The following is a 12599-nucleotide window of genomic DNA, read 5'->3' on the forward strand; positions in this document are numbered from 1 at the left end:
GTTGTTACAGGCTGAAATAGATTAGTGCCTATTTCTGAGCCACTTGGTCTTTTGGAGCAGTATCACCCACGCCATATTTCAAAGCTACGGTTGAGTTTGCAGGTGAAACCCTTGCATAGCCTTGCATTTCCTGGTGAAGAGCCGAGCAGAAGTCGGTACAATAGAATGGGAACACTCCTGTTGATTTAGGGGTCCATTTTATAGTTTGAGTTTCACCTGGCATAATTAATAACTCAGTATTCTCAGCACCTTTGATAGCAAAACCGTGAGGCACATCCCAATCTTGCTCTAAGTTGGTAACGTGGAAATACACTTCATCGCCTTGTTTAATACCTTCAATATTATCAGGTGCAAGGTGAGAACGAATTGCAGTCATCCAAACATCTACGCGTTTTCCGTTACGAACCACTTTAGTTTCTTGCTCGTTTTTTGCAGCGTAAGGGTGCTCATTTTTACTCAGTTCAAATATTTTTTTCTGATTTTTCATGATCACATCTGCAGGACAAGCTTGTGCATAGTGAGGTTCGCCAATAGTTGGGAAGTCAAGCAATAAGTTCATTTTCTCGCCCGAAATATCGAACAATTGAGCCGATTGGGTTAACTCCGGACCGGTAGGTAAGTAGCGGTCTTTGGTGATTTTATTTAAGGCGATCACGTATTTACCGTAAGGTTTTTTGTTATCACCACCAACTACACATAAGTGACCAATTGAATAATAAGTAGGAACACGATCCACAACTTCGCGAGTATCAACTTTCCATTTTACAATTTCTGATGAAACGAACATTGAAGTATAAGCATAACCTTTATCATCAAATTCGGTGTGAAGAGGACCTAAACCTGGCTTTTGAACTTCACCGGCTAAAGCAGCTTCGTATTTAACAACTGAAACGTTATCAAACTCACCATCAAAAGTTTTCTTAGCAATAGCATCAGTTAACTTTTTAAATGAGAATACAGGAATTACCGCTGCTAATTTACCGCTGGCTACAATGTTTTCGCCATCAGGGCTAACATCGGCACCGTGTGGAGATTTAGGACAAGGAATGAAATAAACGATGTCTTTTAATTCACGAGTATCAAGCGTTAATACTTCTTTCTCTACTGTTGATTTAGCTGAATGTGTTTTTTCGTCGTATTTGTTATGATAATAAGTGGCTGGCATTTTTTTGCCTTTACCTTGTTTTACGTATTCTTCAGCTTTTTTCCAGTTTACCGCCATGATAAAGTCTTTATCGCGTTGGCTGGCATTTACTTCAAGTAAAGTGTGAGCTTGTTCTGAGTTGTAGCATGAGAAGAACATCCAGCCATGTGAAGCTCCCTTACCGCTACGCGCCAAATCATAGTCAACACCTGGTACCAAAAGTTGGAATGCAATGTTCATGTTGCCTTCTTTTTGGTCAACATTGATGAACGAAAGAGCTCCGCGGAAGTTTTCTTTATAAGATGTAATCGGCACATCAGTATTGTTTCCAATAGGCACGCTGAAACGAGTACCCGCAACTACATACTCGGTATTTTCGGTACAATAAGGAGAAGAGTGGTTACCGCCTGAGTTTGGAACTTCAAGGATCTCTTCAGTTTTAAAAGTAGCCAGATTGATACGGGCAATACGTGGGGTATTGTTACCATTGATAAATAACCAACGGCCATCGTCCATGCCATCGGTTTTAGAAAGCTGAGGGTGGTGAGCATCATCCCATGGAATAAAACCATGCGAAGTATTTAACATAGCTTTAGTTTCTTCTGTATATCCCCATCCGTTTTCTGGGTTTTGAGAAAATACCGGAATCACTTTAAGCAGACGACCTGAAGGTATACCGTAAGCAGCAACCTGTCCGCTAAAGCCTCCAGAAGCGAACAAATAAACTTCGTCTAATTTACCAGGTGCAACGTATACCTTTTGGGCAGCATCGCCTGATATCACAGTTTCCGCTTTTTTAGGTTTACAACCGGTAAATGCCGCTGCGGCCACAGCTACAGCTAACATTAATTTTGAATGTTTGATAAACGGTTTCATGTTGTTTATTATTAGGTAATAAAAAGACCTTTATATCTGTTAGTTGTTAAAATTATTTGGCTCCGTCGTTTTGACGTAAAAATTCCAAAATCTGGCGAGTTTCATCATCCGTAACATTCTGGAAAGTCATTTGAGTAAGGTGTTCTTCTAAAAGGGCTTTAGCAACCGGGTCACTTTTAGTCATTTCAGTAGGGTTGGTGATCATATTCATGATCCATTCAGGTGTACGACGTTCAGTTACACCTTTTAAGCCAGGACCAACTACTTTTTGATCAGTTGTTTTATGGCATGCCGAACATTTTGCGGTGAAAACGGTTTCTCCATTTTTAGCCATATCAGCATTTAATGCTTCAACTTTAACATCGGTAAATTTACCAACACCTTTACTGTCGCTGTGGGCTTTTGTGTCTACAGCTGCAGCAGCACTGCTTTCGGTGGCCGTAGCTTCAGTGCTTTCAGCAGCAGAAGAATCGGTTGATGTATTGTTTTGTGAACCTCCGCATGAGGCAAGGAATAATGAAACGATTGTAAGTGCTAAATAAGGAAGTAATCTCCTTTTACTCTTGTGAACTGTTTTGTTTTTGGTATTCATGATATGTATTTAAATTAAGTGATATTATTTTTCGTAAAGGCTTTTTAACAGTTTTCCTTCAGCAACGTCTTCCGCCAGATCTTGAATAGTTTTTGTAGAGAAAAGAGCTAACAGATTCTGTTTAATTCCCTTATAATCTTTATGCATTGGGCAAGGTTCCAAATCATTACAGGCTTTTAAACCCAGCACACAGGTGTCTAATGGTTTTGGTCCATCTATAGCTTTTATTACATTGATAATTGGAATGGGAGAGCTGTCTTTTTCAATATAAAAACCACCGTTCGGCCCTTTGGTTGAAGAAACAATTCCCTGGCGCGAAAGTGTTTGCAGTATTTTTGCCGTAAAATGTTCAGGAGAGTCAATTTCATAGGCAATATCTTTTATACTCAGCTTATTGCCTTTCTGACTCTTAAAAACAATGTAAACCAGAGCCCTTATTGCATATTCACAGGTTTTTGATAGCATATTATTCTAGTCCAAGTTGATGTCGTCCGTGCTCGCTTATTTTATCTACACTCCATTCAGGCTCCCAAACCACGTTAACATCCACTTGCCAATCGGCGTGTATAGATTTTATCTTTTCCCAAATGCTGTTGGTAATAAACTGGCCCATTGGGCATCCAGGGGTTGAGAGCGTCATCGTTACATTAATTTCTTTACTATCTTCCCCTGCTTCAATGTTATAGATCAGTCCAAGATCTACTACATTGATTCCTAGCTCCGGATCGATAACATCACGCAAAACCTCGTATAGTTCTGCAATAAAAAAGGGTTTCTCGTTTAATAGATCGATTTTCATAATTTCTCTTAGTTAGGTTTAACACAGATTAACCTGAAAATATTAAGATTATAAAAAACAGCACTGATTAGCATGGCCGCTGACCCAACAATGATCAGCATCTCAGTTTTAATAATAATTCCCATAATCAGCATAACAAGGCCTGGAATGAAAAAAGCAAACTGAAGCTTTAACCAGGTGGCATGATAGAGATCATGCGGTTGAGGTACTTTCTCCAACACGGCTTTTTTCTCATATTTTTCGAGCCATACCAGGTAAGGCAATATTTTAAAAGTTTGCGCTAAGATTAGCCCTGTAAGAAAACCTCCCAATACCAAGGTTCCATAAACTTTGCACAGGTTTAAAAAAGTTTGATCAGGTTGACAAATCAATAGGATCAATCCAATGGCAAGGGCTACAAATATTACCGGCAGTATTTTGTAGGTAACATGCAGAATCAGGTCTACTTTTCTTCTAAGCCTGTTTTTCCATACCGAAATGATAAAAATTGCATAAGCGCCAATTCCGAATGCAAAAATTACCCAGCAAACTATTCCTAATGAACCTTTATTGAATAACATGTCAATTAAAAAAAGGCTGATAGCAAGGTTCACTAAATACCAGCTGATTTTTAAAGGCTTTTCAGTTGTTGGCTTGCTTAGCAAAAACATAGGGGCTAGTTTCGAAAGTACACCCATCACCAGTAAAATAAACCAGCCACCAAAGCCTATATGGGCATGGAGCTTCAAATAATGAAGGTGTTCTTCAGGTAGAAAAGCGTAGCTAAGGTTGAATACTAGTAAAGTACCCAGTATAACGGTTACTAATAACCAAAGGAGAGAGGTAAGAATAAAGTCGGATTGAATGTTTTCTTTTTTGTTTTTTGATGCGGTAAACCAAATGTTTACGCAAAAGGAAACTAAACTTGTAAGCAGTACTACTGCTGATACCTGCATTATAATTCCGGTAATAAAATGCAAGAATGTACAAGAAAGGCCGGCGATACCAATGATCAGGCTGATAAAAGTATATACTGCCAGTTTTGTACTAAATAGATCGACATTAAGAATAACCGGTACAATTTGATAGATCGATCCAATGATGATCATCGTGATCCATCCTAAGGCTGCCAGATGAACCATGGCAAGCAGCTGAGGATGGAAAAAATGTCCGGCGAATGCGTCGCCGGACGATATCAATAACACACATACAATCAAATAAGCTAGTCCCCCGGCAACGAAGTGAGCACTAATCATTCGTGCTGAAACTGTTTTATTTGAAATAATGTGGGTCATATCTTTATTTTTTAAAGATTAACAGATCTATTTTTTCTTTATTATATATCAGGTATTCAAAATCCCTGGCATTTAATTCGGGTAATAAAAACAATGGGACTTTTTTATGATGAACCAGCAAGGCATGGTCTTCAGGTAACTGTTCAAGTGCCGCCAAGATGGTTAACATGGGTTGAGGCATTTCCAGATCCCTTACATCTATTTCCTGCAACTGTCCCTTAAACTCTTTCAACACCGCTGTAAAGGTCTCATCATCGTAAAGTTTCTCCTCTGTTGCAGTTTCAAGCTGATTAGGCAATTTTATGTCCTGAGCAGGTTCGAAATAAGAATGTACCTCGTTACTGCTGATCCTTTCTGTCCGGCATATGTACCCTTTTGATTGCATCACTGAATAAAGTGGCACAGGCTCAAATGGTGTAATTAGCTGTAGACTTTCTTCTGGTCCGAGCTTACCTACGGTTTCCATGATCTCTTTAAAGGGGTCCAGCTTTTGAGCAAGCGTGGGCCGCACATCAAGTACTATCCGGTTTTTTGCTTCTGGTATCATAACCTGATTTTTTTATTGAGCACGCATTAAAGCATGCTCTTTTGTGTTTTATGCTGTAAGTTCTTTTTCCAACTCAATCGCTTTTGGAAATAGAAGGTTGTTCTCTAAATGAATATGGCGGTGCAGATCATTTTCAAATTCCTCTAGCTTGGCATATAAAACACGGTAAGTATTGCAGGCTTCAGCCGGAGGTGTGTAGTTGTTAGACAATTCGCGGATTGCCTTCATCAAATCACCTGCTGAATCATGCTCCATTTCCATCATGTTCACCGGGTTTTGAACTGTACCAAAAGTAGGGGGACTGGCCGCTTTGCCTTCTTTTTGCAACTTGGCCAATCCTTGAATGTAAGGGAACAGAACGCGTTCTTCTTTAAGCATGTGCGTTCCCATTTCGCAGGTCAACGCCTGAACTTTTTCAAAGATTTCAATATTTTCAGGGTGATGAGCTCCGTGTACACGTGCCACTTTTTCGGCAAATTCGAGAAGTAAAGGAGAAGATTCTTTTACGTAAGTATGGTGCTTGTTGATAATGTATTCAGCTAAAAAGTCAAGCGACCATTTATCGAAATTCTCTGATTGCGTTTCTGTTTTTTCAATGTTTTTAAGAGCCGTTTCAAGTTCATTGTAATCAATGCCTTTATCAGTACAAACTTGTTTTACCGATTTTTTACCACCGCAGCAAAAGTCAATACCGAACTTTTTGAAAACTTCTGCTTTTCTGAAATCTTTAGCCACCAATTCACCGATAGTGTCATCGTTTGGATTAATAACGTTTTTGCTTATTTGTACTCTCCACCATTTAGGACCTTCCATTAAATACTGCCAGCCAAAAATAGCGCCTCGTTCGGCTAATAACTGGTAGTATAATGGTTTGGGGTCGTGATCATTATGTATGATGAAGCTTTCTCCTGCAGTAAGTTTATCAAATACTTCAAAAATTGTTGGATGTTTTAACCGAGGTTCAATAGCTGTAACGTCCAATACTTCAATAGTGTCCATATGTTTTATGTTCTTTTAGTAAGTCAAATATAAGAACATAAATGAAAAAAAGATAAAAAGGTCTTTTATTTTTTTACTTTTTTTCTGCGGTCAACCAAAGTGCTAAACAAGAGGGGGGAAGGGCAAGAGAAACGATAAATAAAACTGTTTGAAAATGAGGAATATGCAGGTTGAAAATGGAGAAAAGACTTTCGGTGAATAATAGAAATTCACTTAGGAAAAAGCCGGCAAAAAATAAATAAATACCGTATTTAAGCAACCTCGTATGAGGTATTAACCCAAAGTGTATGCTATAGAATAGAACAAAAAAGCTAAAGCCTCCTAAAAACACCAGGTGCAAATACCCGATAATGAGGTAACGAATCTTGTAGGCCAGGTCGGCAAAAAATGGAAAGGCCGAAAACAGTTGCATGCCTGCTTTTACTGCAAATGCCAATAAAGCTATTAATAGTATTGTTCGTTGAAGGGTGGGTAATGATCGGAGCTGGTCAATGGGTAGCTTTTTGAAAAGTAAAAAGAAGGCTGCGCATTGCAACACCGCAGCTCCGCCGCCAATTATATAATAGGCGTTAGCCGGCTTGTTCCACAGAAGAGACAATGCATAAGTCAACACAATTGATATCAGCAATAAAAAATAACACAGTTGATCATTTTTCTTTGAACTTGATTTGTCCTGTTGCTCAATCCATTTTAATAACAATGAGATAATGCCCAGGCTCATCCATCCATTATATTGAAAATGCAGGTAGTAATAAATGACATTAAAATATAACGGAGACCCTCCCTGGCCACTGGCCATTACAGGACCGAGAGCAAATGGGCCAAGTGAGGAAAGACCTAAAAAAATCAACGCTAAACGGGCTGTTTGCAGTGAGAGTGTTCTGGGTTGTTGTTTTGTAGCTTTAAAAAATAACAACACAAACCATATATTAACAATGATGAATAAAGTGGAGAATGCGATTGAAATTGAAAAGTATCCTTTAAATGGAAACGAAAGCAGCATGCCATAGGCTGGAATGAGGCTCAGCCACAGTAATTTTCTGAATGACCGACCTTCAATAATTTTCTTTGGAATAAAGCTGTGGCTCAGCAAAATAGACAAGGCCATAAAGCCCCAGCCACTAAATGCAAAATGGCTATGGGCATGTAAAAAATATTGATAGTTTATTTCATTTACAGGATGGATCAAGAGAAAGCGCAGAAAGAGCCCTGCAAGGGAAAGTATGAAAAAATTAAATAAAGCCCATTTGAAGTATTTTCTGAGAATTGCTAACTCCATGCCCATGTATTATTGCTGATCCTCTTTATAAAATATCAGCGGTATAGAATAATAGCGGGCGCAAACGGACTTTTCATCGTATTGGGCAGGAGTAACTTTTCCTAATTTTGAAGAAGCCTTCATCATATCCAGCATTAGCTTTCGGTCGGCAAAATCATTCTCGGATGGAATTACGGTGATCGATCCGTCTTTGCCAAATAACAATCCCACCATCAATTTAACCTGTTTTATTTCGCCACTTGTAATGTTTTTATTGGCAGCCTCGATATCAAAAACGCGGTTTTGTATTTCTTTTGAAGCTACTATTTGTTGGGCAATAGCTTTTAAAAGCTTGGTGTTAATGCTTTTATTAAACAGAAGATCTTCAGACTGGCCATCGACAATTAACTGCGGAAGTTTATCAACATCGGCAATATCCATGGTGTCGGCATAGTTCAATCGTACATTCAATTTTTGTTTTAAAATCTCTTTCGATTGAGCATCACCAAGTGCCGCCGAACGTTGGAACAATTCAATGGCTTTGGCCTTGTTGCCTAATTGATATTGTATCGCAGCCAGGTTATATAGCGCATCAATATGTTTAGGATTCAGTTTTAAAACCTCTTCGAAATTAACAATGGCGTTCTTCGAATCTTGCTTATCATAAAAGTTAAGGGCCACCTGGTAAAGGCTATCGGCTTTTGATTGGCTCTGTGAAAATGACGGAAGAGAGAAGATAAACGCGAGAACGATAATTACAATGCTTTTTTTCATACTGTGCTAAAATAGGGGATTTGATTTTTCGCTTCAAACAAAAAATCAAATAACGTATTTAGGCATTCAATGCTCTTCTAAAAGCTTTTAATTATTATAAATTGATTGATTTGTCTTTTGCTTTTTCTGCCAATGAGAACCAGTTTCCTGAATCATCTAAGAAAATAGCTTCATAGCCATAAAACTCTTTTTTAGGTGCTTTTTTAAAGACAACACCTTTGGATTTTAATTCTTGATAAGTAGCAGGCAAATCATTGCATTCGAAAATGCCAAAACCAAAAATTCCTTTTTTTATGAGGCTTTTTAATTGTTCGGCAGTTTCCTTGTCCATCATCATTCCTTCCTGAACAGGCAATATGGTAAGCTCCAAATCAGGTTGCTCAGGTGGGCAAACGGTTAACCAATACATACCTGGTCCCATTTCTGCATAAGTGTGAACTTTAAAGCCTAACTTATTTACATAAAAGTCGTAGGCGCTTTCCTGATCTAACACGTAGATACAGACATGGTTCATTTTCCTTATCATGGTTTAAAAGTTTATTAAGGATCAAAATCAGCCAATAAACTGTTAATAAGGCTAATTTAAAACTGCCATTCTACTCCATTCATATCGAGCCATTGGCCAATAGGCATATCTTTCTGCGGCTCTGAGCCAAACCGAAGTACATTTCCATCCAAATCTTCCACCTGCATTTCATAGGCCCACCAATAGTTAGTAGGTGCATGCCGTATTTTAGCTCCATTGGTAATAAACTCGCTGTGTAACTTAACCACGTCGTTAATGCCAATCCATACCCAGCTTCCCGGATTGCCTTGGTCTCCTTCCACAAGTATCAAACTACAGGAACCTCTTGAAACAGCAGCAATAAGTTCTTTGCCACCCCAATCGAGTTTAAAACCTAATGATTTTTTGTAGTAGTGAAGGCTGTTTGCCAGTTTTTGGACCCTAAGAATAGGAGTAGCTCCGTGAAAATGGATGTTGGTGTTGATTGAAGCCATAGTGGAAGGAATAAATTTATTTTCTAAAAATACTAAACATGGCAGTATTTGAACATAAAAAAATCCCATCGGCTGGATGGGATCTTTAAAATATGTTGAGATTTTTAAAAATTATTCTTCTTCGCGTGTAGCCATGTTGTGATACACGGCATTCACGTCATCATCTTCTTCTAATTTGTCAATCAACTTTTGTACCTCAGCCTCTTGCTCAGCATTAACCTCCTTAAAAGTGGTACAGAAACGTTCAAATTCAGAACTGATAATGTTCAGACCTTTATCTTCAAGGGCTTTCTGCATCTTACCGAAATCTTCAAACTCAGTAGTAATGGTAATTTCGTTTTCATCCTGAAACACTTCTTCAGCACCAAAATCGATCAGGTCAAGCTCCAGTTCTTCAACATCAAGACCATCTGCAGCGATACGGAAAACAGCTTTGCGCTCAAAAATAAAGTTTAATAAGCCAGAAGTTCCTAATGAACCACCAGAGCGGGTAATGTAACTGCGTACGTTACCAACGGTACGGTTAATATTATCGGTTGATGTTTCAACCAAAATAGCCACCTTATGTGGGCCGTAACCTTCGTAAACGATCTCCTCGTAGCTCGAAGTGTCCTTGTCAGTGGCTCGCTTAATTGCGGCTTCAATACGATCTTTAGGCATGTTAGCGCCCTTAGCATTCTGCATGATCACACGCAAACGCGCGTTCGACTCAGGGTTGGGGCCGCCAGCCTTTACAGCAATTACAATATCTTTTCCGATACGGGTAAACAGCTTGGCCATTTTACCCCAGCGTTTCATTTTACTTTGCTTTCTCGCTTCAAATGCTCTTCCCATTTCTTTATTTGTTCGTGGTTTAGGTTGATGACCGCTCGAGTAATGGAATCATCGGGATTAAACCTGTTTTTTAATTAGTTGTTAGCTATTAGTTGACTTATTCTTATAATCCGGTGTTGTTTCTGAAAAGTTTAATGGCAATGGCCAAAAGAATCACCCCAAATGCCTTGCGCAGTATCTCAACTCCGTTTTTACCTAAAATGCGTTCGAGCACACTCACATTTTTCAATACAAAATAAACAAAAAGTAAATTGATTATAATGCCCAAAATAATGTTTATGGTTTGATATTCGGCTTTAAGCGATAGAAGGGTGGTCATAGTTCCAGCTCCTGCGATCAAGGGAAAGGCCAGGGGGACGATGGATGCTGTTTCCGGCATTTGGTCACGAAAGAAATGAATGCCTAAAACCATTTCCATGGCAATGAAAAAGATAACCAATGAACCGGCAATGGCAAACGATTTTACATCAACCCCAATAACATTTAATAGCTTTTCTCCAACAAAAAGGAACAGGATCATTAAGGCCATGGCCACGATAGTGGCTTTTTCTGATTGAATGTGACCAACCCGATTTCGTAGTTCGAGAACGATAGGAATGGAACCTAAAATATCAATGATCGCAAATAGGATCATTGTTACCGAAATAATTTCGTTGATTGATAAATTCATACAGGTGCCAAAGATAGAAAAATTATTATGGAGGTATTGCCCTCTGTTCAATTCAAGGTGCAACCTAAATAAAAAAGGCCTCTGTAAACATAGAGGCCTTTTTGCTGTATTTTGGTAAAGTACTATGAATGCACTTTTATTTCTTTAGGTTTCGGAACAAAAACGTATGCTCTGTATAAATAAAACAAAATGTTAACTGCTGCAAAGATCAATGAGAACATATAAATTATGGTATCATCATATTCGGCCGTAAAGTGGTGGGCAACAGCTACGATTATTAAAAGTACACTTAGGGCAGCTCCAATTAACGATACTGATTTATTGCTGTTAAATAGTGTTTCCTTTTTGTTGTCAGATAACAGGCTATTCTTCATTCCATATGCCAGATAAAGGGTAACGCCGATAACCATCCAAACGATTAATCGGATCCAGGTATCAAGCGGAAGAAACACCATCATAAATAAACATGTGGCCACACCTAAAATCGGCACTAATGGAACTAGTGGCGTTTTAAATGCTCTTGGTGCATCCGGCATTTTCACACGCATTACGATAATACCAATACAAACCAGGATAAATGCAAACAAAGTTCCGATACTGGTCATTTCACCTACCACACGGGCAGGAACAAAAGCTGCAAATAAGCTAACAAACAACATGAACAATAAGTTGCTTTTTGCTGGTGTACGGAACTTAGGGTTAACCTCAGAGAATACTTTTGGCAATAAGCCGTCTTTACTCATTGAGAAGAAAACACGCGATTGCCCCATTAACATTACCAGAATTACGGATGCGTAACCAGCAAGAATAGCTATGATAATTGCTTTATTTAACCATGGGAAAGCAGGAATCATTGTTCCATCAGGACCGACTGAGCCCATGTGATCAATAGCAACAGCTACCGGAGCAATGCCATCCTGGCCTTTAAATGAGGTGTAATTGGTTACACCGGTCATTACATGAGCAAATAGGATATATAAAAGCGTACAGATCAATAATGAAACAAGAATACCAATAGGCATATCTTTCTTCGGATTCTTAGCTTCCTGTGCAGCCGTTGAAACTGCATCAAAACCAATATATGCGAAGAATACAATCGCCGCTGCACGAACAATACCGCTAAAACCAAACGCACCAAAAGTTCCGGTATTTTGAGGAACATAAGGAACATAGTTTTCAGTTTTGATATATGCCCATCCCAAAGCTATAAAAACTAATACCACCGCAACTTTTAAGGTAACAATAATGGCATTTATATAGGCTGATTCTTTGGTTCCTTTGATCAACACCAGCGACATAACAACGATGATAAATACTGCAGGGAGGTTAATTACACCTGAAATTACTGAACCGTCAGCCAATGTAGCACTGTCAAATGGCGACATGGTCATTTGGGCGGGTAAATGAATATTATAGTAATCGAGGAACTTTACCAGGTACCTGCTCCAGCTAATGGAAACAGTGGCAGCTCCAACGGCGTATTCTAAAACTAAGTCCCAACCAATAACCCAGGCAATAAATTCACCTAAAGTGGCATATGAATAGGTATAAGCACTACCGGCAACAGGAATCATTGAGGCGAATTCGGCATAACATAAACCGGCAAAAGCACAACCTACGGCAGCAATAATGAATGATATTGTAATAGCTGGACCTGCATTGTTTGCTGCAGCGCCTCCGGTAATTGAAAATAAACCGGCTCCGATGATGGCTCCAATTCCCAAGGCAACAAGGTGATAACTTGTTAAGGTTCTCTTTAGCGAATGTTCCCCAATCGCTTCCGCTTCTTTAATAAGTGAATCTAAAGGTTTTCTGAAATTCATGATTAATAAT

At 38.9% G+C, this 12599-nt stretch carries 14 protein-coding genes; all 14 read right to left on the reverse strand.

Translation table 11 applies throughout. From position 1 onward, the window contains the following. Nucleotides 1–28: 28 nt before the first annotated feature. The gene (nosZ, locus tag C3K47_RS16400; protein WP_103790248.1) at nucleotides 29–2020 is read right to left on the reverse strand and encodes a Sec-dependent nitrous-oxide reductase; all 1992 of its coding nucleotides are present in this window, start codon (nucleotides 2018–2020) and stop codon (nucleotides 29–31) included. A gap of 52 nt (nucleotides 2021–2072) precedes the next feature. After that, nucleotides 2073–2612 carry a c-type cytochrome gene (locus tag C3K47_RS16405; protein WP_103790249.1) on the reverse strand — a complete coding sequence of 180 codons (540 nt, stop codon included), beginning with the start codon at nucleotides 2610–2612 and terminating at the stop codon, nucleotides 2073–2075. Between the two features lie 24 nt (nucleotides 2613–2636). Then, complete coding sequence (locus C3K47_RS16410; RefSeq protein WP_103790250.1) at nucleotides 2637–3077, reverse strand: RrF2 family transcriptional regulator; 441 nt, start codon at nucleotides 3075–3077, stop codon at nucleotides 2637–2639. 1 nt (nucleotide 3078) lies between these two features. Next, on the reverse strand, nucleotides 3079–3411 hold the full coding sequence (locus C3K47_RS16415) for a metal-sulfur cluster assembly factor (RefSeq protein WP_103790251.1): 333 nt from the start codon (nucleotides 3409–3411) through the stop codon (nucleotides 3079–3081). Nucleotides 3412–3419: 8 nt separating this feature from the next. Next, on the reverse strand, nucleotides 3420–4685 hold the full coding sequence (locus C3K47_RS16420; protein ID WP_103790252.1) for a heme-copper oxidase family protein: 1266 nt from the start codon (nucleotides 4683–4685) through the stop codon (nucleotides 3420–3422). 4 nt (nucleotides 4686–4689) lie between these two features. Then, entirely contained in the window at nucleotides 4690–5232 is a 543-nt protein-coding gene (locus tag C3K47_RS16425; RefSeq protein ID WP_103790253.1) for a DUF2249 domain-containing protein, read from the reverse strand. A 48-nt stretch (nucleotides 5233–5280) separates the two neighbouring features. Continuing rightward, nucleotides 5281–6231 carry an iron-sulfur cluster repair di-iron protein gene (gene ric, locus C3K47_RS16430; RefSeq protein ID WP_103790254.1) on the reverse strand — a complete coding sequence of 317 codons (951 nt, stop codon included), beginning with the start codon at nucleotides 6229–6231 and terminating at the stop codon, nucleotides 5281–5283. 73 nt (nucleotides 6232–6304) lie between these two features. Further along, complete coding sequence (locus tag C3K47_RS16435) at nucleotides 6305–7510, reverse strand: hypothetical protein (RefSeq protein ID WP_133159404.1); 1206 nt, start codon at nucleotides 7508–7510, stop codon at nucleotides 6305–6307. A gap of 9 nt (nucleotides 7511–7519) precedes the next feature. Next, nucleotides 7520–8263 (reverse strand): tetratricopeptide repeat protein, encoded by a 744-nt coding sequence (locus tag C3K47_RS16440; RefSeq protein ID WP_103790256.1) that lies wholly within the window; start codon nucleotides 8261–8263, stop codon nucleotides 7520–7522. Nucleotides 8264–8357: 94 nt separating this feature from the next. Next, nucleotides 8358–8789, reverse strand: a complete 432-nt coding sequence (locus C3K47_RS16445; protein WP_103790257.1) for a VOC family protein — start codon at nucleotides 8787–8789, stop codon at nucleotides 8358–8360. Between the two features lie 56 nt (nucleotides 8790–8845). After that, nucleotides 8846–9262 carry a glyoxalase superfamily protein gene (locus tag C3K47_RS16450; RefSeq protein WP_103790314.1) on the reverse strand — a complete coding sequence of 139 codons (417 nt, stop codon included), beginning with the start codon at nucleotides 9260–9262 and terminating at the stop codon, nucleotides 8846–8848. 111 nt (nucleotides 9263–9373) lie between these two features. Next, nucleotides 9374–10096 (reverse strand): YebC/PmpR family DNA-binding transcriptional regulator, encoded by a 723-nt coding sequence (locus tag C3K47_RS16455; protein WP_103790258.1) that lies wholly within the window; start codon nucleotides 10094–10096, stop codon nucleotides 9374–9376. 103 nt (nucleotides 10097–10199) lie between these two features. Next, nucleotides 10200–10766, reverse strand: a complete 567-nt coding sequence (locus C3K47_RS16460) for a MarC family protein (protein ID WP_103790259.1) — start codon at nucleotides 10764–10766, stop codon at nucleotides 10200–10202. A 122-nt stretch (nucleotides 10767–10888) separates the two neighbouring features. Next, nucleotides 10889–12589 (reverse strand): amino acid permease, encoded by a 1701-nt coding sequence (locus tag C3K47_RS16465; protein ID WP_103790260.1) that lies wholly within the window; start codon nucleotides 12587–12589, stop codon nucleotides 10889–10891. Nucleotides 12590–12599: the final 10 nt, after the last annotated feature.

It is taken from the genome of Solitalea longa (assembly GCF_002920915.1).
Classification (GTDB): Bacteria; Bacteroidota; Bacteroidia; order Sphingobacteriales; family Sphingobacteriaceae; genus Solitalea; species Solitalea longa.